Raw genomic sequence first — 20262 nt, forward strand, 5'->3', positions numbered from 1 at the left:
AACAAAAATGCATAAGAGAGCCCTTAAATTCTCATGCTAAGCAAGTAGATCAAGCAGATCCAGTTGTTTATATGATGAGAAAGAGGAGCGACCTACCATGAAGCTTCCAGTCAAATACGGGATCGTCAGTGTATTGGCGGTATGTTTAACCACTGCAGGCAGTGGATGCAGTCCCAATAAAGTTCAGCAGCAATCAGTCACGAATTCGCAGTTGAAAACGTTCAGTAAAGGTGGGGTCGGTGGTGTTAACACGCTGAGTTCTGTCGAATCGGCGCGTCTACCCATATCCATTTATGATGGGATCCCTTATGTAACAGGTAACGATTTGGCTCAAGCCTTACAGTTTCATAGCAAATGGGAAGCCGATCGGAATATTTACCAGCTAGGAGATTTTGATGCGGCTTATGAGTTGAAAATTGGTTCTGATGATGTACGGGTGGATGAAGGGACCATTCGGTTAGCGCAGCCGCCTATTTTGCGCAATTCGATGGTTTATGTACCTGTATCAGCGCTTTCCCCCTTGTTTGCATCGTATACGAATTTTGTCGTTACAGACAAAGAAGTCAAGCTTGATCTATCGTCCGGGAATCCCTCACAACCTATCAATGGACCTGAAGATGCAAGCACAGGTGGAGATGCTGATTTTATGGACGACCCGAATGACCCTTTTAAGGGAGAAGAGCCAACAGCAGATCATGTAGAGCAGACAGTAGCTTCTTTTGCCCATAACAGCAGCGGTGCAGCAGCTCCTAATAGTGGGGTGTCCGAGCTTACACATTCAGCGATTCCCGCTGCCAAGCTTAAAAATGTCGACGTCAATCAATTAATAGCCAAAGCCAAAAGCTATATGGGTGTCAAATATTTGTTTGGAGCTCCTCCTTACCCGGAGTCGAGCAGGTTTGATTGCTCTACATTTACTCGCTATATTTATGGACGTTATGGCATATCCTTAGGGAGAACGGCACGTGCACAGGCTGCCGGAGGAACCAGCGTTAGCAGGAAGCAGCTTCGTAAAGGTGACTTGTTGTTCTTTTATGTGCCAGGTCGGTTTCGCTCCAATAAGACGGTGGGCCATGTAGCTATTTATATGGGCAATAACCGTATCGTCCATTCGTCGCCTGAACCGGAAAATGGGGTTCAAATCACCAATATCAATAAGCCGTATTGGAAAGAAACCTTTTTGGAAGCCAAGAGATTTGTTTATTAAGTATGGATTCGGTGGGTTACAAAGTAACTCGCTAACTTCTTTTAACCGCCAGCATGCAAAAGAGCCTTTCTCTAGAGAAAGGCTCGGCTAAGCGGCTATACATACACTTCTTCAATTACGAGTTCGGGATGGTCGGTCAAATTCACAAAATGATCATCCACCTGGACCAGAGGTTTAAACATATCCGAGGGATGAGTCAGAACAATGTAACCGGTCTCACCGGATGACAACAGAACACGCTTACCAATAAAATTTGGAATCATATTGCGAATAAACACCTGAGTAATTTTGGGATCAAGTTTACCAAAGCTGAGTCTATGAAGCTCTCTTAATACGAACAGTAGATCCCGTTTTTTTTGGTACACTCGGGAAGATATCATTGCACTGTATATATCGGCAACGGCAACGATTTTGGAGAGTGGAAGAATGGCAGACTCCTTGAGCCCATGTGGATAACCACTTCCGTCGAATCGCTCATGATGCTGCAGCGCTGCCTGGGCCAAAGCTTCACTCATGTTAGAGTCCTTAATAAGCTGATAACCGATTGCAGGGTGTTTCTTGACCTCTTCGAATTCTTCATCCGTCAAACGTCCCGGTTTGGTTAGAATGGCTTTATCAATCCGGCATTTGCCTATATCATGCAGATAACCGGCTTTTCCAGCTATTAAAGCTCTTTCGTTGGTTTGTCCAAGCCATTTAGCAATATAATAAGAAATCATCCCGACTTGGACGCTGTGCTGGTATGTGTAATCATCCTGGTTATTTAAGGTAAGAAGCAGCGAAACGACATCCCTCTCACGAACAAACTCGTTTGAAAGCGGAGCAAAGCTATCGTTAACCTGGGATTCATCGAGCTTGCCGCTTTTTTCAACTTGTTCGAATAAATCCTTGATACCGTCAACAGCCTCCTCGTAAGCTTTTGCATGCTTGGAGATTTCTTGTTCTGGCAATATAACTTCTTCTTCATGTTTAGACGAATTGTCGAATCGGATCATCAGGTCGACATAATCAATGTGATGCAAGTTAAGCTTACTGATATCCGAAGAATTCAAAACGGTATGGGCAGAAACGACTAGGAGCCCGTTTTTATTAAAAATATCAGAACCAGTGCGATCTCCAACCTGTAAATCCATTACCGAAACTCTCAAGAAGATCACCTCAACTAAAGTATGAAAAAAATGGTAGAATAAATCCAGTTTTATGAATTTATCCTATCAAACTCATCTAGTACTTGACAATAAGCATAACGAACCATAAACCCCGAATAATAGTCAAGAATAGATTAAATAATACAAAAGTTTTGGTGCTATTAGGATTACATTCCTACGTAACGACTATATAAGCTTTTGGCTTGGATTGGATCATTAGTACCTTGAATAATGACTCGTCCGTCTGAAAACAAGACAAGGGTTAATGTATCGTTGATATGGAATTTAAGGAGAAAAGGATTGAGCTCAATGCTGCCCAACTGACTCCATTTGGCAGCCCATTCTTCTAAATGAAACGATCCTGCATGCAGCGGCTGAATTTGTACGGAGTTTCGTCCGCATAAGGTTTGAATGGTGTCTTCTCCCAGATCCTGCTCCAAATATTCGTAACGCTCCTGCGCACAGGCAGGGCAATCCGCTTTACGGGCCTTGCTGACGTCTACAGCGGCATGCTGGTTGTGCCACAGATCCCAATGTAGCATTTTACGGTTAAGCTGTTCATGAGCCCCCACAAGCAGCTTTAAGGCTTCTGTGGATTGATGGGAAGCAACGGTGTGGATAATAGGTCCAATCACGCCTGCAGTATCGCAGGTTTCGGCAGTGCCTTGAGCAGGCGATTGTCCAAACATGCAGCGCAGACAAGGTGTAGACCCTGGAATTATCGTTAGAGAAACACCACGGGAGCTTACGGCACCCCCATAAATCCATGGAATACGATGTTTGGCGCTCACATCATTAATAAGAAAGCGAACGCTGAAATTATCAGTTCCATCCAATATGAGATCGACATCGGACAGTAAGGCTTCGGCATTGATTGCATTAAGGTCACTGACGATCGGCTCCAGCGTAATTTCGGAATTGGCCTGCTGCAGGCGTTTGGCTGCAGCCATGGCTTTGGGCTCGGAGGCAGCGGCATCCGCTTCGTCGTACAGCATCTGGCGCTGCAAATTGCTCTCTTCCACAAAATCACGGTCAATTAATCGCAGAAAACCAACACCTGCTCTTGCCATATGATTAGCCAATACCGTACCTAATGCGCCCATACCTACGATAGCGACACGTGCTGCTCCAAGCCTGGCTTGACCTGTTTCACCTATGGGTGCAAATAAAAGCTGTCTGGAATAACGGTTGGAAGTGGATACGCCTTCCGCTTCGCCACGCAGATTAGTAGTATTCATGAAGTGATTCAACTCCCTAACAATTCAAAATGGATAGATGTATTCAAAGTACTTCCCGTGGATTCCAAGGGCCTTGCTGATGACCCTTCCATTCGGAGCCGTCCTCCCATATTTCCTTTTTCCAGATAGGTACGACCTGCTTCAGTCGTTCTATAGCGTAACGGTTTGCTTCATAGGCTGCATCTCGATGTGGTGCAGAGACAGCAATGACAACGCTGATTTCTCCAATATCAACCCATCCAAGACGATGGGTGATGGCACATAGAGCACCATCATAATGATTATGAATGTATTCAACGATTTCTTGCATCGTTTTGACAGCCATAGGTTCATAGGCCTCATATTCAAGCCTTGTTGTCCGTTTACCATGCGTCCATTCCCGTGTCGTTCCAATGAAAGTGAGTGCTGCCCCATGGTTCGGATGCAGCACTTGATCGGTAACCTTTTGTATGGAAATCACTTCACGCGTCAGCTCTACATAGTTGGGCTGGCCTCCGGATACAGGCGGAATAATCGCAATTTCATCATTTTCATGGATGATCTGATTATCATCCGCATAGCTTTGGTTAACAGCTACAAAAGCTTGTGACAATAAAGTGGATGCGAGAGGGAACTGTGCTTGTAAACGCTCCTTCAACCGAACGGGAGTGAGTGGAATCGATGGGTCCCATTCGAGATTGAGCAGTGAGCCTTGCATCCGCTCGGCCAAGCCGGCAAAAACCTGGATGGTTAATTTCATAATGAATCGCTCCATAGATATATATTGAAGATCAAGGTATTATATATTTCATTTTGCTTACTTCGCGATTAAGCAGTGCTTGTTGATGTTTCTCTCCAGCATACCATATTCTATAGGGATAGTGGTATAATAGGCATTATCCGTTTTATTACAGGTCCAGTTAAATGATGGAGGAATCCGATGAAAATTCGTGTGTATGATGAAGTGAGCGGTCATGCAGAATTGACTGTCCAGGAAATGGCAGCTTTGGCTCCGCGGCTGGTTTCTTTGGAAGAACGAGTTCCCGGTGTTCAAGGTCAGGCCTTTGAGCTGAAGGCGTGGTACGCTGCATGGCAAAACCAGCAGCAGCATCGTGCTGAAGGAGAGCCTGCCCGGATGACCGTAGAAGCAGTGGATGAATTTCAAGCTTCGATTCCTTGGAGAGAGCTGGGTGAGGCTGTTTTTTTGTTTGAACAGAATGGAGAGTCTCTTAGCAAAGGGTTTCCGATTCGCTTATATGTTCCAAATGGAAGCAGTGAATGCTTGAATGTGAAAAGTGTTGTGCAGATCCGGTTCCAATATACGGACGACTCGTCCCAGGAAGCAACTTACGGGTTCAAAAATCAAGTTACGCTGGAAGAGCTTAAATTCCGCAAATAAGCTATAACATACATATATAGGAGGTGGCCGTTATGGCTTCACGAACGCTGCGGCTGAGAATTCTTCACTCCAATGATATTCACAGCCATTTTGAACAAATGCCGTCTATTGCGGCTGCCTTTAAGGAGCTGCGTGGTTCTGCAGGCGAAGAGCATACGCTAACGCTGGATGTGGGCGATCATATCGATCGTGTGCGCATCGAAACAGAAGGAAGCGGGGGCTCCGCCAATCTGGCCATTATGAACGAGACGGGCTATGATGCGGTTACGATCGGCAATAATGAAGGACTAACCTTGTCGCAGGATAGCTTGAACCTGCTGTATGGCTCCGAGGCGCGTTTTACCGTACTGTGCAGCAATTTATTGGAGGCGACGAGCGGTCAAATACCCAGATGGGGTAAAGCCTACCATATTATAGAGAAAGCCGGGATTAAGGTAGGGCTGATTGGTGTGACGGCCTATTTCCCGGATTTTTATCAATTACTGGGTTGGGATATTAAAGAGCCCTTGTCCATTACGTCTGAACTGGTGCGTGAGCTGCGTCCGCAGGTTGATCTGATAGTTGTACTTTCTCATCTGGGACTGCGCAATGATCAGCGAATGGCTGATGAGACTCAGGGCATCGACCTGATCCTGGGAGGACATACCCACCATCTGCTGGAGGAGCCTCTTCGAATGGGAGAAACCTATGTGTGCGCAGCAGGCAAGTTTGGGCAATATTTTGGCGTAGTGGATATTGAAATCGATGCTCATTCCCGACAAAAGGTGAAGGTGAGCGCTTCTATTCATGAAGCTTCCAGCTACCCGGCTGATGCGCATATTGCGGAGCTGGTGGATCGATACCGGTCAAGCTCAGAGCAGGTACTCTCGAGGCAGGTGGCTTATCTGGAGCAGCCTTTAAGTGCGGAATGGTATGAAGAGGCACCTTTGGGCAATTTGCTGGCTGCGGGCATACGACGCTGGACTCATGCCGATATCGCTATCGTCAATGCGGGACAACTGCTGGGTGGACTCGAGATGGGGGCCGTTTCGATGGGACGCTTGCTGCAAATTTGTCCTTCTCCCATTAATCCATGCCGTATGCTTTTGACTGGAGAACGAATATGGAAGGCTCTGGAGGAGTCGCGAATTCCTGAGTTTATGGAAAAACCACTATATGGGTTCGGTTTTCGAGGCAAGGTGCTGGGTACTCTCAATGTGGATGGAATGCGGGTCGAATATGATGCGTCAGCGCCTGCTTATTCCAAAATCAAACGTGTGTGGATCGGTAGCGAGCAGCTCGTTATGGAAAAGGAATATGTAGTGGGGACGATTGATATGTTCACCTTCGGAATCGGTTTTCTTTCATTATCGGAGGGTACGGAGATTGAATATATATTGCCTAACTTTATTCGGGATGTCATTCGCGAGGAGCTTCAGGAGACAGGTGCGATTCAAGCAAGCCAGGTCAAGCGCTGGGCGCATGTTGATATTAATGATTCGAGTAAAAATCATTAAGCTCCTCTTCGGTACAAAAGCTGCAGCTTGAAATGACATTGGTTTGTCGAAGACGAATGTGGAGAAGATTCAGCTTACCGATCAAGATGCTATGAGCCTGCTCATCCAGAGAAAACTGAATGCCATACTCGAACAGCTCTGGCTTGAAAATGGATTTTCTTGTGATGGTACCGAGAATTTTCATCTGCTTGTCAAATAGGGAAAATCTGAATTCGAGCAGCAAATCGATATTCAGCGGGAGATCGAGCTTGGAATGGATACGCAATCCACCAGCACTGATGTCCACGACGATAATTTGGGCGTACTTCGTATCGACCATAATCTGATTGATGCCAATGATTTTTAACTGGGCGGATAGGGGGATTTGCAGCGAAAGTCGGAAGTATTCTCTATGATTAGTGACGGCCATCTTTCATCCACCTTTAATTCATATAATTGGTGCTGTAATTTGTAAGCGACCTTACCCCGGCGCAAAGCCAGAGCAAGGCCCGATGAACAAAGAAATTGTTCTGTTTCATCGTTTATTATTTCATTGTAAAGAAGTAAATTGCGAATATAGCGGCCACAGCAAAGCGATAATAGGCAAAATAAGAAAGACTTGTATTTTGCACAAGCTTGATGAACGTCATAACAGCAAGCAATGCAACGATGAAGGAAACGATAAATCCAACAATGAAATAACCGATAAGATCAGCTGTAAACAGATGGTACGATTTGATCACAACCAAACCGGAAGCAGCGACCATGAGCGGTATAGCCAATATGAAGGTAAAATCTGCAGACGCGCCGCGGCTTACACCGTTCATCATCCCTCCGGCAATGGTTGCTCCTGAACGGGAAAAGCCTGGAAATACAACGGCCAAAATTTGATATAGTCCAATGAAAAACGCCTGCTTGTAGGTGATGTCATCGAGATCCTTCGCTTGAGAGCCGTATTTGGCAGCCCGTCTTTCCCCGATAATGAGTAAAATCCCACCGATCACCAAGCTGATCATGACGGTTTTTGGAGAAAACAAGTATTTATCCACAATTTTGTTAAGCAGCAGCCCCATAATACCTGCAGGCAAAATTCCGATCAAAATATGGATAAGGTTCAGATTGCTCTTTCCTACACGTACCGGATTTTTTTTCAGACCAAACAATCTAAGGAGCCTTTTCCAATACAAAACAACGACGGCCATAATAGCTCCGAGCTGGATAACGACCTCAAATATTTTCATCATCGTGTCTTCCTCGGGAATTCCGAGCAGTGATTGCACAAGAATCATGTGTCCGGTAGAAGAAACAGGCAAAAATTCAGTCAGTCCTTCTACGATTCCCATCACGATTGAAACCCAATAATTTAAACTTAACATAAAAGCCTCCCACTAATTTTGTGCAAACCTATTCTATTTTAGCTTGTTATGGCATGTCCGACAATAGCGATTTACGGGAATACCCATACGTATGCACTCCGGTTAAGAAATATACCTGATTTCAATAGGCTAATTGTCATATAGAAAACAGCATTGTAGTTGCAAAGTTTCATAAATGATCGGACCTTCCGCCAAACTTCTGCGTATTCCGCCTTATTTTTTGAAAAAAGCCTGATTTTGGTGTCGGATTTTGCAAAAGTGTATTGCTCTTTTATACGGAATCTATTACATTAAGGCTTAGAACATATTAACTTCCTAGTAGAAAGAAGACGTGGTTTGTCCTATGCGTTTGCTGCCTATCCATATAGTTCGACCTGGGATGAAGCTCGGTAAAAAGATCTACAATGAAGAAGGACTTGTCCTTCTTGCAGAAGGAATAGAATTAACGCAGACGCTAATCAACCGGCTTGGCAAGTACGGGGTTGATTTTATTTATATCGCTGATCCAAGAACGGCTGATATTATCATTCCGCAATTGCTGAGTGAGGAGACAAGATTTAAGGCTATTACTGAAATACGGACCTCGTTTCGCAAGTTGATGGATAATTCGATAAAGAACAAGACAGCTGGCTATAACCAGTTGGGTAAAAACTTCGGTGAAGTGATGAATCTGATTATAGATGATCTCAGCAGCCATCAAGACGCCATGATTATGCTCACCAACATGAGTGTTATGGACGATTATTTGTTTCAGCATTCACTGAATGTCTGTATTTACGCAACATTGCTGGGTATGGCATACGGCTATAATCGGAATGACCTGATGACGCTGGGTCTCGGTTCGCTGCTGCATGATATCGGTAAGACACAGATTCCCTACGAAATTCTTCGCAAAAATGCTCAATTGACGGACGACGAATTTGATTGTATGAAAAGACATACCGAGTATGGCTTCAAGCTGCTTAAGGATGAGCCGAATATTCCTTTACTGTCCGCACACTGTGCGTTTCAGCATCATGAACGTCTGAACGGAAGCGGGTACCCGCGAGGTATTGAAGGTACGGAGATTCATGATTATGCCAAGTGGATCGGACTGGTGGACTCCTATGATGCGATGACTACTCACAGGGTATATCGGAGAGCCATGCTGCCGCATCAAGCGATGGAGATCATCTTTACGGGAACCGAAACCTTATACGAAAAGAAAAAAATTGAGCTCTTTCGTGATAAAATAGCGATATATCCGCTTGGGATTAATGTTACCCTTAATACAGGCGAAATGGGTACGGTCGTTGGCTTGAACAACATTTTTCCACAACGGCCTATCGTAAGAGTGCTTCAAACCCCAGGGGGAGAAGAGATATATGCACCGTTTGATGTAGATTTATCCAAAAAATTATCGATCATGATTACCGGAGTCAATGATATCGCATAGTTATCATGGACAAGAGCAGCCCAAAACCAGACTTTCTGGTTTTGGGCTGCTCTTGTTCCAGGTCAGGTTTCATTTTCATCCGTCATAAGCTACAATAGGTTGTAAAATACGTCAAGAGTCAGGTGAACTTTATCATGAACCAGAAGCTAAGTTCCATGCTGCCGGCGATGTCTCCCGAGAATGATCCTTGGGATCCGATTCGATCGTTGCAGCGGCACGGAAAACATATATTAACGAGTATCGAATTAACCGTAACGAATTTATGTAACATGAGATGTGAGCATTGTGCAGTTGGGGATGCCCTAACGATGACTGAAGGAGCGCGGATTCCTGTTGCCCAGGTGCTGAAGCGGCTGGATCAGGTCGAGCACCTCGAAACTATCTCCATTACCGGGGGGGAACCGAGCTATCACGAGCAAACGGTTCGCGACTATATCGTCCCTATTCTTAAATATGCCCGTGAGCGCGGGATTCGGTCCCAGATTAATTCGAATTTGACGCTGCCGATATCCCGATATGAGATGGTTGCGCCCTATCTGGATGTGATGCATATTTCCTTTAATTATACTTCAGCGGCAGACTTTCATAGAGTCGGCTTCGTTCATTCGGGCCGAACGGTTTCTGATAAGGCAACGGGCAAGCTGTATGAGCTCATGATAGAGAATACAATGAAGCTTAGCAGCAACGGGATGTTCATTTCGGCAGAATCGATGATCAACTATTTGACATTGGATAAGCTGAGCGACATTCATCGGCTTATTGTCGAGATGGGCTGTGAACGGCATGAAGTGCATCCCATGTATCCGAGTGCTTTTGCAGCTAGTTTGCCGAGGTTATCATTGGATCAATACAGCAAGGCGATCCATAAGCTGCTGGACGGCCGCGATCGCAGCCTGTGGATGTTATTCGGTACGCTGCCCTATTACGCTTGCAACACAAGTGAAGCCGATCAGCAACTGCTGCGCAGGCTAAGAGAAGAGCCGAATGTAACGGTTCGCAATGATCCTGATGGACGCAATCGATTGAATGTGAACTTGTTCACAGGAGATGTTTTTGTCACGGACTTTTCTGATGTGCCTTCTTTGGGTAATATACATAGAGATAAGCTGCAGGAGGTGTTTGAGCGATGGGAAGCTCATCCTCTTCATGCTTCAATGAACTGCCATTGTCCGGCTGTGAGCTGCTGCGGGCCCAATCTTCTGGTTGTCGATTCTTATTATAAGAATGTCGATTTTACCAAACGTGCAGCTATTGTATAGGAGGATGTTCACCAAATCCCCTAAGGAGTCAGGGTAGTTAATTTGTGGAAAAGGAGTTTGAAGTCTTTGTCACATACAAGCTTTGATTGGGGATCCATTGCACTTAATATTTTTCTGGTTTTGCTGCTGGTTGTGCTGAACGGATTTTTTGTAGCTGCAGAGTTTGCTTTGGTCAAAGTACGTGAAACGAGGCTCCAACAGCTATACAATGAGGGCGTGGTTAAGGCCAAATATGCACTCACAGTTACGAAAAAGCTGGATGTCTATTTATCCGCAACACAGCTCGGTATTACACTGGCTTCACTCGGTCTCGGATGGATCGGTGAACCGGCTGTTACCCATTTGATCGTGGACCCGCTGTTTGCACTGCTTCACTGGAACAGTGCCTGGTATTCCTCGGTATTGTCTGTGTTTATAGGCTTTGCTGTTATTACTTTTTTACATATCGTGCTCGGAGAACTGGCGCCTAAATCACTCGCGATTCAAAGATCGGAAGGGACTGCACTCTGGACGTCAGCCCCGCTGCTGCTGTTTCACAGAATATTTTTCCCGGCAATCTGGGTGTTGAACGGCGCTGCGAATCGTTTGCTCAGCTTGATTGGCATTAAACCGGCGACTGAACATGATGCTGCGCATACCGAAGAGGAAATTCGCATACTTATGAATCAAAGCGCTAGAAGCGGTCACATCGATAAGGACGAGTTCGCGCTGTTTGATAATATCTTTGAATTCTCGGATCGTGTAGCGAGAGAAATTATGCTGCCGCGCACAGATATGGACTGTTTATTTGCCGATGTGCCGTTTGAAGAAAATTTGAAGGTTGTATACAGAACGAAGCATACCCGTTACCCCGTAGCGAGTGAGGATAAGGACAATATTATCGGCTTTGTTCATATTACGGATCTACTGACTGCTGATCCTGACGAGGAGCGCCAGCTGCAGGATTACATTCGTCCTGTGTTGATGGTGGCCGAATCAATGGAAATCAGCCACGTGCTGAAGCTGATGCAGCGTAAGCATTCCCAGCTTGCGATAGTCGTTGATGAGTATGGCGGTACAGCGGGTATTTTGACTGCCGAGGACATTTTGGAAGAAATCGTCGGTGAAATTCATGATGAATTTGACGAGAATGAGGTCCCAAGTGTGGAAAAGAGGGGCAGCGGCTACTCCGTAGATGGACGGGTTCTGCTTGAGGATCTGGACGATTTGCTGGGTCTGGGTATCGAGGATGACGAGGTGGATTCGATTGGCGGCTGGCTGTTTACGAGGCTGGATGGTGTCGTTGCCAAAGGGAAGAAGCTGGAGTTCGAAAATTTTGTTTTTGAAATTACGGAGGTCAGAAGGCTTAGAATTATGAGAGTGATGATCTATAAGAAAGCCGAACTAGCGAAACCAGTCATTCAAGAAACTGAATGAGGGGGAAGCCCGTTTCATGTCATTAAGGATGATCCTGTTTGTAACGTTGGGTGTGCTGCTGCTGTACGGAATGTTTACGATTGGATTTCCCTTTATGCTGGCCCTGCTCGTTGCTATCCTGTTGGAGCAGCCGATTCAATGGTTGATGAAGCTTACGCGAATGAGCAGAGAATGGGCGGCCGGTGTCATCTGCAGCTTGTTTACGGCAGGAGTGCTGGGCTTCTTTTATTTACTCGGGTTCAAGATGGTATCGGAGCTGATCCAGTTCTGGCGAAATGCACCTGAATATTTAAATGAAGCCCAGCTGTTTTTTGATATGACCTCTGAGAAAACCCAAATTTTTTATACAACCTTGCCTGACGGTTTGGCTGCACAGCTGCAAGCCTGGACAGAAGCTGGAATTAATACGATCTCTGAAAATCTGAAGGAGATTATTACGGCAGTATCAGTTTATTTTCTGGACATTGCTAAGACGATTCCTAATTTATTTATATTTTCAGCCGTGTTTGTCATCGGACTTTATCTGATCTCCTTGAGCTTGCCTGCCTTGTATCAGTCGTTCGTGGGCATCTTTGAAGGTAAATCACAGCCCAAAATCATAAGTGTTCTGTATGATCTGAGAAAAGCGCTGTTCGGGTTTATTTTCGCGCAAGTGCTGATCAGTTTTCTGACATATTTTGTGACGCTGATCGGACTGCTCTTCTTACGGACAGAATACCCGCTGGCGATCGCTTTGTTGATTGTGGCGGTAGATGTATTGCCAGTGCTTGGAACGAGCGTGGTGCTTGTCCCTTGGGCTTTGTACAGTATCTTGTCCGGGAATGTATCGCTGGGTGTTGGTTTGCTGATATTACTGGTCGTGATTATGCTGTTTCGCAGGCTGGTTGAGCCCAAAATTATCGGAAACGCAGTCGGGATTAATGCATTGGCAACCTTAATCAGTATGTACATCGGCTTTAAGCTGGTAGGTGTGATTGGACTTATCCTGGGGCCTTCCCTCATCATTGTTTACATGGCGCTCCGCCGAGTGGGCGTAATGAAGCTTAGCATTAAATTATAAAATCCATGATAAGACTAACCCAAACGGCGATCCGAGGTATCGTCGTTTTTTTGTTTTTTATTAAACACTCATAATGGACAAGGAAACGGTTATATACATAGGAATAAGGAGTACACACCACTAGAACCTGGGAAGGAGGTATGATCATGCATCAGGAAAAGGCCTGGTTTCCCTATGTAGGTCCCTGTGATCCGTGTCCGCCGATACGAGTGAAAACTTTTTCAACACCACCGCAATTATATATCCAATTTCAACCGATGAATTTACCGCAGTTTAGTCCGCAGGAAGCGTTAAGGCATGGCACGTTATGGCCTGCGCTCTTTAGTCCTTATGAGTCTAAATGCTAGTGGAGTTGCGCGTAGAGCCGTTATATAAAAGCACCGCAAACTTGGGTGAAAGCCCATTTGCTGAGCAAAACTTTGAAGGAGCTGCAGGCTATGGAACATACAATGCCGGAGCAATTCTATACAATGCTTTTGGAGCTTCAAGAGGTTGACTTTGTGTTGGTGGAGCTCACATTATATTTGGATACGCATCCGCGGGATACCCAGGCCATTCAACAATATAACCAGTGTGCGCAAAAGAGAATGCATCTTGCAGGGCGTTTTGAACAGCACTTCGGCCCACTCAAAAGCTTTGGTCAAAGCTTTACACGACAGCCTTGGCAGTGGATCGATACGCCATGGCCTTGGCAGGTTTAATCGGCTTATATGACGAGAGGGGCGACTCAGCCATGTGGGTTTATGAGAAAAAGCTGCAGTATCCGGTACGGGTCAGTAAATGCGATCCCCGGATGGCCAGGCTGCTGCTGGAGCAGTATGGAGGTGCGGATGGAGAGCTTGCCGCCGCGCTGCGCTACATGAATCAACGTTATGCAATTCCGGATAAAATCATCGGTCTCCTGACAGATATTTCTACAGAAGAATTTGCTCACCTGGAAATGATTGCCACAATGGTTTACAAGCTTACGAAGGACTTGAGTATCGAACAGCTCAAGGTTGCTGGACTCGATGATTACTATGTCAGCCATGACCGGGCTTTATTTTACACGAATGCTTCAGGTGTGCCTTGGACGGCAGCCTATATTCAGGCGAAAGGAGATCCTATTGCCGATCTCTATGAGGATATTGCAGCGGAAGAAAAGGCGAGAGCTACCTACCAATGGTTAATTGATATGACGGACGATGTTGATCTGCAGGACAGTCTGAAATTTTTGCGTGAGCGGGAAGTGGTTCATTCCTTACGGTTTCGTGAGGCCGTGGAAATCTTGAAATCGGAGCAGGGGGCGAAGAAGGTTTTTTGACAAATGGATAGAGTATCGTTACAGCCTTTAGGCTGTAACGAGTTTTTAAGAGGTTGTTCAAAAAGTCAATCAGTATGTTGTTTAGAATCCATAGTGATCCGCTTTCTGATGCGTTATTGCTTTATTTGACAAGCACTCGAAATCATGATTGTATAGAACGTGGACTATTCAATCAGGAGGGATTGCGCTTGTTACAAACTTTACAAAAGCCCGAAGCGATGATTTTTGATCTGGACGGTACTTTATTTCAAACCGAAACACTTTTGTTGCCTGCCTACCATGCTACTTTCGAGCAAATGAGGACAGAAGGAATTTATAGTGGTGAAACACCGCCTGAGAGCGCAATTCTCGGCAGTCTGGGAATGCTGCTTGAACATATTTGGCAGCGCGTAATGCCAGGTGTAGAGGTACAGGTACATAGACGTGCTGACGAACTGCTGTTGGACTATCAAATGAAAGGCCTGGAAAATGGAGAGGGTGCTTTGTACGGGGACGTTGCCGACACATTGACTGCACTCCATGCCCAAGGAATCCGTTTATTTATTGCGAGCAATGGATTAGAAGGCTATGTTAAAGGGGTTATGGAATTTAAAGGATTAACTCCGATTTTCGAAGGCTTGTACAGTGCAGGCGAATTTCAGACAAGGTCCAAAGTGGATCTTGTGAAGCAACTGCTGGAAACCTATGATGTGAAATCGGCATGGATGGTTGGCGACCGTTCTTCCGACGTAGAAGCAGGCAAAGAAAACGGCTTAACTGTAATTGGCTGTGATTATGCCGGGTTCCGCAATAAAGGCGAACTGGCAGGTGCTGATGTCCGTATTGCCAAATTTTCTGACATATTGGAATTGATTGAGAAGTAAGCTTCATATCGTATAATAAAATAACCAACCGTGTGCAGACTTGCTGCTGATACGGTTGGTTGTTTGGCGTTGAGCCAGTTGTGAGTGATTAATCCTGCTCTTCGGGTATTTTGTTTTTATTTTTATTGTGATGTAGCCAGAGTGCGTACTCTAACGGCCGTGTAATTGCTTTTCGATACGTTTCACGTTCCCCGATTCGATAAAAAACTTCACGCGAAGGCTTCGGATTGACCTCTAGCAGCCAAACCTTCCCTTTGGGATCAATGGCCAAATCGATTCCGATCTCACACTGCTTCCCGAACTTGCGCTCCAAAAAGTGGGCGATGTCGATGCCCAGCTTATAAGCCTCCTGCTGGATAGAAGCTACCTTTTCCTTATTGCCAAAACGCCGCATCAGCAGCTTTTCCATCCCGATGGCCGTACCCCCTCCGTGCAGATTGGAGGTGACGGAGTGCATAGGTCCGATCCTGCCGGCACAACCAGTAACCTGCCACTCGCCCTTGCCGTCCTTTTGAATGAGCATCCTGAAATCATGAACACGGCCATCCTTGAGGGTGAGTGAAATTCCCTGCTGCACAATATATCGGCCCTGTAGGCGCCAACTGCTTAATTTGGTTGAAATTTGCGATTCGCTAATTTTCTGCTGGGGAATGATACGTCGCTGCTCATCCCTTCCCTGCATCAAAAATGTCGAATTCGATATCCGCTGCAGCCGAACGATTCCTCTTCCGCCAGTACCATTTCTGGGCTTCAAATAGATACGCTGATGCTGCTTTAACAAACGAATCATATCTTGATGATCGTTATAACGGACAGTTGCCGGCAAATGGTCAGCTATAACGGAATCCTCCGATAAGGCTTGATGCATAGACCATTTATTGGCCAATGGACTGCTTAGATAATGAAGCTTTTTATGCACGGCACGAAATCTGGAGATTTTATGAAAGTTATGAACACCGTGATAACGACAGCGATCATAGATCAGCTCGGGAAGGAGTGCCCACTTGCGCTGCCATTTGCCGGAGGCCACATCGTAGACCAGAGCTTTGATTTTTTTTTTGTTCTTATCCACATCATCGGGTGTAAATACAAGTATTTGGATGCCCAGCTTATGTCCGTAAGTGCTAAGCTTACGAAAATAGGACAGTTCTTCCAGCCTTTGCTCCGATAAGTACATAGCTAGTATGCCTAAACGGTACGGGGTCATGTTTCATCACCTGCTCACCTTGCTTTTTTGGACATGGTGGTAACTGTCTTTTTCTTGGTCTTCTTGGATAAGTGAACGCAGTAGTTAATTAAATTGTCCAACGATTGTTTGCGAATATGCGGCTCATCGAACTTCATGGGTTTGGAATTCGCTTCAAAAAACCAGATTTGACCCGTTGTATCTACTCCCAGATCGAGGGACATTTCACCAAGGGTGCTGCCGCTTGCTTTCCCAATCTGTTTGGCTATCAGTAAAGAGGCTGATCGAGCCCGCTGTAATATTCTTTTGCTCTCTGCCGTACCAAAGCCGGCACTCAGCAATTTGGCGGGATCATCAATGGAACCTCCGCGCGGTACATGGGTGGTAATACTCTGCTTACCGGCCAGTCGTGCGCCAATACCGGCAACCGTCCAGGCTCCTTTGCTATTTTTTTGCACAAGCACCCGAAGATCGAACGGGCGCTGCTTGTAGAGGGATAGTGAAATAGCCTGCTGCATAATATAGTCCTGCGTGACCATCATTTGATTAATTTGGGCCCACAGCTGCGAGACATTCGTATAGCGGGAGATATGACTTCTCGTCTTGTCTTGTACGCTTAGCTGATATTTTTGTGCTCTGGTCGTCTTTTCGATGATCCGGCTAACCTTCATAATGCCTTTGCCCGCTTTACCGCGGACCGGCTTTAAATAAAGGCTGGAGTGCTTGAGCAGCAGCTTTTCAAGATCATCGCTTGTCGTCAGCTTTTGGGTGGTAGGGATATAGGGTCCGGTTTCCCTGGATTTATTCAGCCACTCAAAGAGCGTCCATTTATTGAAGAATGAAGGGTTGAAAAAATGGATGCTTCGATGGCGCAAGCAGCTCTGGAGGATGGTCTGTACCTCGGGAAGCTGCTCGAACTTACGAAAAGGAATGCGATTATAAATAACATGAGGAAGGGGAAGAAGTTCCTTTTTCCATGACTTGGTTTTGAAATTATATGAATAGCCCATGGCCTGATTAGCTGTAAGCTTGAAGTTGGCGGTCGTCATGACATATACATGGACTCCCTTTGCCTCTCCTGCAGCGATTAAGTCGATATAATTTTCTTTATTTCCCCTAAAAATTCTCGTGTCATCGGAATGAGTGAGAATGGCCAAGGTAGGTCGTCGTGGGTTTTGGTGTAGGAGAGGTTCCACTCATGATTCCCTCCTTGAGCGAAATCGGCTTAGGTATAAGCAGTAGTCATAAACGTGCTTAAGCGCTGCTTTACCTTCTCCTTTGAGTGCGGGATGCTTGAAAATGGAACGACCTGGCTTGGAGTTGGCTTCGAACATCCAAATATGCTCGTTTTGGTCAATACCAAGATCAAAACCAAGCTCTCCGAGCGTATGTTTATCGTTACGTTCGAGCGCTTCCGCCAGTTTAATCGCCGTTTCTTTGGCATTATTCAATACTTGCTCTGCACGTGAACCAAATATTTGCCGCAGTACCTGATCGGGGGTCATTAGTTGACCTCCTGAGCGAACATGAGTGGTCACACTACCTTTCCCTGCCTTCTTGGCTCCAATGCCTGCAACGACCCACTGATTGTTAATGTTTTTGGTTAAATGGAAGCGGAAATCAATCGGACAGTTATCGATTTCAATCAACCGGATACCTTGTTGGGCCACGTAATGATTAAGTCTGGCATTACTGCGATTGAGCATGGACATCAAGGAATCAAATCGGCTGAAGCGCAGCAGCACATTTTTGCCACTGCGACGGAAGCGGGCGTAATAGCCGCGTTTGGGATTATAGGTTACCCGATAAATACCGATGCCGAGACTGCCTCCGGTCGGTTTTAAATAAATAAACTTGTGTTTGTCGAGCATTTCCTTGATTTGACCCGAAGAAGGATTGATATGGGACTCAGGTACATGCCGGAAAGCATCTGTTCCTTCGAGTAAATTATATACATCCCATTTCTCGTAAAATGCCCAGTTAAACAAAGGAATGCCTTTGCGCACAAAACGCTGCTTGAAATTGTTCATGGATGCCATCTTTTCCGCTTTTCGGCTGGGTAAGCGGTTGTACACTACATCCGGCAGCGGTACGGTTTTGCGGACCCAGCCTCCTTCTGATCGAGGGAAAATGCCTTGCACCGTTTCCTGAGACCAGTTGACATCGCTGGGTGAGAAGCCGAAATAAAAGGATTTATCGGACCCCGCACGCATAAACTCGCGAAGAAACCCGGTACGTGAACCAAAAGGTGCTGTCCCGCTGGACATTACACTTGTCAGGATGCCTATGAGCGGCCCGATGCGGATATCTTTACCGTTATTACATACCACCATACTCGTTCCGAGCTTGGGAATACGCAGCTGAGACATGATGGAATTTGGAACATGAAGGTGATTGCCCGCTTTTTTAATCAGCTTGAGACCCACTGAGGCGCTTTTGCTTCCCACATGCAGAATGACGGATCTGGTTTTTGCCAGCTTGAGGGATCTCGCCAATTCACTGGTCAAGTAGATGACTTTTTCCTGCCTTTGTGTCACATGAATCGTGCAAGTTGTCAAACTCATGATTGGGGTTTCCTCCTAAAGTTTTTGCGTAAGCAAAAACTGACTTCGAAAGCGTGTGCTATGTTTTTGCGTAAGCAAAAACTGACTTCGAAAGCATGCAATAGTTTACTGTATTAACAATGTTTCAGCGCTGCAGCCGTTGCCATACGATTAGAGATATCGCTATCCGCAGGTACGGATGATAGGAATGGTGAACGAGATTTCAATAAATAACGGGCATAGTGTACGGGATTTGTAACCGCATGAATATAGGATGCAGCTTCATTTATACGTGACAGGGCGGATCGCCCGGGCTTTGAATTGACTTCTAATATCCACAGCTGTCCTGAAGTATCGATGCCAAAATCAATTCCAAGCTCAGCCAGCTGACCGTGACTGGACTCCAGGACAACAGGAATGAGAATGGATAAGCTGTAAAGCTCTTTTAATATCCTGTCTGCCTGCTTGGAAGAAAACTGTCCGGCTAGAAAGCTGCCAACAGGCAGGGCAGTTCCACCGCCATGAAGATTGGAGGTCAGACTACCGTCCTGGCCTTTACGAACAGCCATCCCGGTCACTGACCATTTGCCAGTGCCATCCTTTTGCACCAGCGAGCGCACATCGTAAGCGTCGCCTGTGTGTGTTTGCAGCAGCAGATATTGCTGCTGCAAATAGGGCCGTCGCGCCGTGAACCGGCGCAGCCAGAGCAAGAGCGATGCCTTGTCGGCGAAGCTGCGCGCGATGCGTCCATTGTGCGCATCGCGACCGCGCACGCGAAACGCCTGCGTCGTTTCGCTGCGCTGCACGAGCAGCACGCCGCGGCCCTGCGAGCCAGCCTGCGGCTTTACAATCAGCTGGCCATGCTCCCGCAGCCAATCGGATACAGACTGCATGCTACGCATGGCGACTGTTCGTGGCAAATAACGCGCAAAGCGGCCATCGCGTTCCAGCGTACGCTGGACTTCCTGTTTGCCCTTTAGGCCGCAGCCTAGGAACAGGGCATGATGTTCCTCCTGCAGTCTTCGGACAGCAGTACGGTGCTCCAGATATTGCGAACGGTGCGTGAAAAAACAACGGTCATAGACAGCATCCGGCAGCGGATAAGTACCGGACTGCCATTTCTGGTCCCGTTCATCGTAGATAAAGCCTTCGGTTGTGCCGTTCAGCCAGTCGATGCCCTGCGGAGTAAAGACAAATACGTTCATTCCAGCCCGATGACCCGCCAGACACAAGCTTTTATAAAATCGGCGGCTTCCAAAAGGAGGCTCATCGACAGCTCGAACCGCCTCGTGGCCCGAATTCATCCTTCGACCCACACGGGTCGTCATAATGCCAAGGCTGTGCCGAATCCGGTTCGTTTCTGTCTCCATGCCTC

General features: G+C 46.3%; 20 protein-coding genes. 11 read left to right on the plus strand and 9 right to left on the minus strand.

Features of this window, described 5'->3' with window-relative positions; all coding sequences use genetic code 11:
- Window positions 1–97: 97 nt before the first annotated feature.
- Complete coding sequence (locus OB236_RS34270; RefSeq protein WP_262688066.1) at window positions 98–1207, plus strand: C40 family peptidase; 1110 nt, start codon at window positions 98–100, stop codon at window positions 1205–1207.
- A 95-nt stretch (window positions 1208–1302) separates the two neighbouring features.
- Here the strand turns inward: OB236_RS34270 and OB236_RS34275 are convergent, their stop codons facing one another.
- The 3 genes from OB236_RS34275 to OB236_RS34285 form a co-directional block, all read right to left on the minus strand.
- Window positions 1303–2364 carry an HD-GYP domain-containing protein gene (locus tag OB236_RS34275; protein WP_305954308.1) on the minus strand — a complete coding sequence of 354 codons (1062 nt, stop codon included), beginning with the start codon at window positions 2362–2364 and terminating at the stop codon, window positions 1303–1305.
- Window positions 2365–2522: 158 nt separating this feature from the next.
- A complete protein-coding gene (locus OB236_RS34280) occupies window positions 2523–3593 on the minus strand; it encodes a ThiF family adenylyltransferase (protein WP_262688067.1) in 1071 nt (356 codons plus the stop codon).
- A 43-nt stretch (window positions 3594–3636) separates the two neighbouring features.
- Window positions 3637–4332 carry a molybdenum cofactor biosynthesis protein gene (locus tag OB236_RS34285; protein WP_262688069.1) on the minus strand — a complete coding sequence of 232 codons (696 nt, stop codon included), beginning with the start codon at window positions 4330–4332 and terminating at the stop codon, window positions 3637–3639.
- A 180-nt stretch (window positions 4333–4512) separates the two neighbouring features.
- Here OB236_RS34285 and OB236_RS34290 point away from each other — a divergent pair, with 180 nt between their 5' ends.
- Both OB236_RS34290 and OB236_RS34295 read left to right on the plus strand, forming a co-directional pair.
- Window positions 4513–4971, plus strand: coding sequence for a molybdopterin-dependent oxidoreductase (locus OB236_RS34290; protein ID WP_262688070.1), 459 nt, complete (start codon window positions 4513–4515; stop codon window positions 4969–4971).
- Between the two features lie 32 nt (window positions 4972–5003).
- Window positions 5004–6467, plus strand: coding sequence for a bifunctional metallophosphatase/5'-nucleotidase (locus OB236_RS34295; RefSeq protein WP_262688071.1), 1464 nt, complete (start codon window positions 5004–5006; stop codon window positions 6465–6467).
- On the opposite strand, the gene OB236_RS34300 is transcribed toward OB236_RS34295, so the two are convergent.
- Window positions 6442–6876 carry a PilZ domain-containing protein gene (locus OB236_RS34300; protein WP_076233120.1) on the minus strand — a complete coding sequence of 145 codons (435 nt, stop codon included), beginning with the start codon at window positions 6874–6876 and terminating at the stop codon, window positions 6442–6444. The two genes, OB236_RS34295 and OB236_RS34300, sit on opposite strands and share 26 nt — an antisense overlap.
- Before the next feature lie 115 nt (window positions 6877–6991).
- A complete protein-coding gene (locus OB236_RS34305) occupies window positions 6992–7822 on the minus strand; it encodes an undecaprenyl-diphosphate phosphatase (RefSeq protein ID WP_262688074.1) in 831 nt (276 codons plus the stop codon).
- A 343-nt stretch (window positions 7823–8165) separates the two neighbouring features.
- Here OB236_RS34305 and OB236_RS34310 point away from each other — a divergent pair, with 343 nt between their 5' ends.
- The 8 genes from OB236_RS34310 (at window position 8166) to OB236_RS34345 (ending at window position 15158) form a co-directional block, all read left to right on the plus strand.
- A complete protein-coding gene (locus OB236_RS34310; RefSeq protein WP_262688075.1) occupies window positions 8166–9257 on the plus strand; it encodes an HD-GYP domain-containing protein in 1092 nt (363 codons plus the stop codon).
- Window positions 9258–9391: 134 nt separating this feature from the next.
- Window positions 9392–10516 (plus strand): radical SAM/CxCxxxxC motif protein YfkAB, encoded by a 1125-nt coding sequence (yfkAB, locus tag OB236_RS34315; RefSeq protein WP_262688077.1) that lies wholly within the window; start codon window positions 9392–9394, stop codon window positions 10514–10516.
- Between the two features lie 66 nt (window positions 10517–10582).
- Window positions 10583–11932: a hemolysin family protein gene (locus tag OB236_RS34320; RefSeq protein ID WP_408638550.1), complete on the plus strand. Its 1350-nt coding sequence runs from the start codon at window positions 10583–10585 to the stop codon at window positions 11930–11932.
- Window positions 11933–11948: 16 nt separating this feature from the next.
- A complete protein-coding gene (gene ytvI, locus OB236_RS34325) occupies window positions 11949–12992 on the plus strand; it encodes a sporulation integral membrane protein YtvI (protein ID WP_076233124.1) in 1044 nt (347 codons plus the stop codon).
- Between the two features lie 146 nt (window positions 12993–13138).
- Window positions 13139–13339 carry a spore coat associated protein CotJA gene (locus OB236_RS34330; protein WP_076233125.1) on the plus strand — a complete coding sequence of 67 codons (201 nt, stop codon included), beginning with the start codon at window positions 13139–13141 and terminating at the stop codon, window positions 13337–13339.
- Window positions 13340–13429: 90 nt separating this feature from the next.
- Window positions 13430–13693, plus strand: a complete 264-nt coding sequence (locus tag OB236_RS34335) for a spore coat protein CotJB (RefSeq protein WP_076233228.1) — start codon at window positions 13430–13432, stop codon at window positions 13691–13693.
- Window positions 13694–13725: 32 nt separating this feature from the next.
- Window positions 13726–14295, plus strand: coding sequence for a manganese catalase family protein (locus OB236_RS34340; RefSeq protein WP_076233126.1), 570 nt, complete (start codon window positions 13726–13728; stop codon window positions 14293–14295).
- 218 nt (window positions 14296–14513) lie between these two features.
- Window positions 14514–15158, plus strand: coding sequence for an HAD-IA family hydrolase (locus OB236_RS34345; protein ID WP_262688099.1), 645 nt, complete (start codon window positions 14514–14516; stop codon window positions 15156–15158).
- Between the two features lie 88 nt (window positions 15159–15246).
- Here the strand turns inward: OB236_RS34345 and OB236_RS34350 are convergent, their stop codons facing one another.
- The 4 genes from OB236_RS34350 to OB236_RS34365 all read right to left on the minus strand — a co-directional run bounded on the left by OB236_RS34350 (window position 15247) and on the right by OB236_RS34365 (window position 20257).
- Complete coding sequence (locus OB236_RS34350; protein WP_262688080.1) at window positions 15247–16365, minus strand: YheC/YheD family endospore coat-associated protein; 1119 nt, start codon at window positions 16363–16365, stop codon at window positions 15247–15249.
- Window positions 16366–16379: 14 nt separating this feature from the next.
- Window positions 16380–17540 (minus strand): YheC/YheD family endospore coat-associated protein, encoded by a 1161-nt coding sequence (locus OB236_RS34355; RefSeq protein ID WP_076233128.1) that lies wholly within the window; start codon window positions 17538–17540, stop codon window positions 16380–16382.
- The gene (locus OB236_RS34360; protein WP_262688082.1) at window positions 17541–18908 is read right to left on the minus strand and encodes a YheC/YheD family endospore coat-associated protein; all 1368 of its coding nucleotides are present in this window, start codon (window positions 18906–18908) and stop codon (window positions 17541–17543) included. It lies immediately after the preceding gene.
- Window positions 18909–19021: 113 nt separating this feature from the next.
- Window positions 19022–20257, minus strand: coding sequence for a YheC/YheD family endospore coat-associated protein (locus OB236_RS34365; protein WP_262688084.1), 1236 nt, complete (start codon window positions 20255–20257; stop codon window positions 19022–19024).
- Window positions 20258–20262 lie beyond the last annotated feature (5 nt).

This window comes from Paenibacillus baimaensis (assembly GCF_025567575.1).

What these genes read in the sequence shown, in the direction of transcription:
- OB236_RS34280 (WP_262688067.1), bottom strand. Translation starts at nt 3,593, where the DNA reads ATGAATACTACTAATCTGCGTGGCGAAGCGGAAGGCGTATCCACTTCC.
- ytvI (WP_076233124.1), top strand. Translation starts at nt 11,949, where the DNA reads ATGTCATTAAGGATGATCCTGTTTGTAACGTTGGGTGTGCTGCTGCTG.
- OB236_RS34310 (WP_262688075.1), top strand. Translation starts at nt 8,166, where the DNA reads ATGCGTTTGCTGCCTATCCATATAGTTCGACCTGGGATGAAGCTCGGT.
- OB236_RS34340 (WP_076233126.1), top strand. Translation starts at nt 13,726, where the DNA reads ATGTGGGTTTATGAGAAAAAGCTGCAGTATCCGGTACGGGTCAGTAAA.
- OB236_RS34285 (WP_262688069.1), bottom strand. Translation starts at nt 4,332, where the DNA reads ATGAAATTAACCATCCAGGTTTTTGCCGGCTTGGCCGAGCGGATGCAA.
- OB236_RS34360 (WP_262688082.1), bottom strand. Translation starts at nt 18,908, where the DNA reads ATGAGTTTGACAACTTGCACGATTCATGTGACACAAAGGCAGGAAAAA.
- OB236_RS34345 (WP_262688099.1), top strand. Translation starts at nt 14,514, where the DNA reads ATGATTTTTGATCTGGACGGTACTTTATTTCAAACCGAAACACTTTTG.
- OB236_RS34305 (WP_262688074.1), bottom strand. Translation starts at nt 7,822, where the DNA reads ATGTTAAGTTTAAATTATTGGGTTTCAATCGTGATGGGAATCGTAGAA.
- yfkAB (WP_262688077.1), top strand. Translation starts at nt 9,392, where the DNA reads ATGAACCAGAAGCTAAGTTCCATGCTGCCGGCGATGTCTCCCGAGAAT.
- OB236_RS34290 (WP_262688070.1), top strand. Translation starts at nt 4,513, where the DNA reads ATGAAAATTCGTGTGTATGATGAAGTGAGCGGTCATGCAGAATTGACT.
- OB236_RS34350 (WP_262688080.1), bottom strand. Translation starts at nt 16,365, where the DNA reads ATGACCCCGTACCGTTTAGGCATACTAGCTATGTACTTATCGGAGCAA.
- OB236_RS34330 (WP_076233125.1), top strand. Translation starts at nt 13,139, where the DNA reads ATGCATCAGGAAAAGGCCTGGTTTCCCTATGTAGGTCCCTGTGATCCG.
- OB236_RS34335 (WP_076233228.1), top strand. Translation starts at nt 13,430, where the DNA reads ATGGAACATACAATGCCGGAGCAATTCTATACAATGCTTTTGGAGCTT.
- OB236_RS34300 (WP_076233120.1), bottom strand. Translation starts at nt 6,876, where the DNA reads ATGGCCGTCACTAATCATAGAGAATACTTCCGACTTTCGCTGCAAATC.
- OB236_RS34295 (WP_262688071.1), top strand. Translation starts at nt 5,004, where the DNA reads ATGGCTTCACGAACGCTGCGGCTGAGAATTCTTCACTCCAATGATATT.
- OB236_RS34365 (WP_262688084.1), bottom strand. Translation starts at nt 20,257, where the DNA reads ATGGAGACAGAAACGAACCGGATTCGGCACAGCCTTGGCATTATGACG.
- OB236_RS34270 (WP_262688066.1), top strand. Translation starts at nt 98, where the DNA reads ATGAAGCTTCCAGTCAAATACGGGATCGTCAGTGTATTGGCGGTATGT.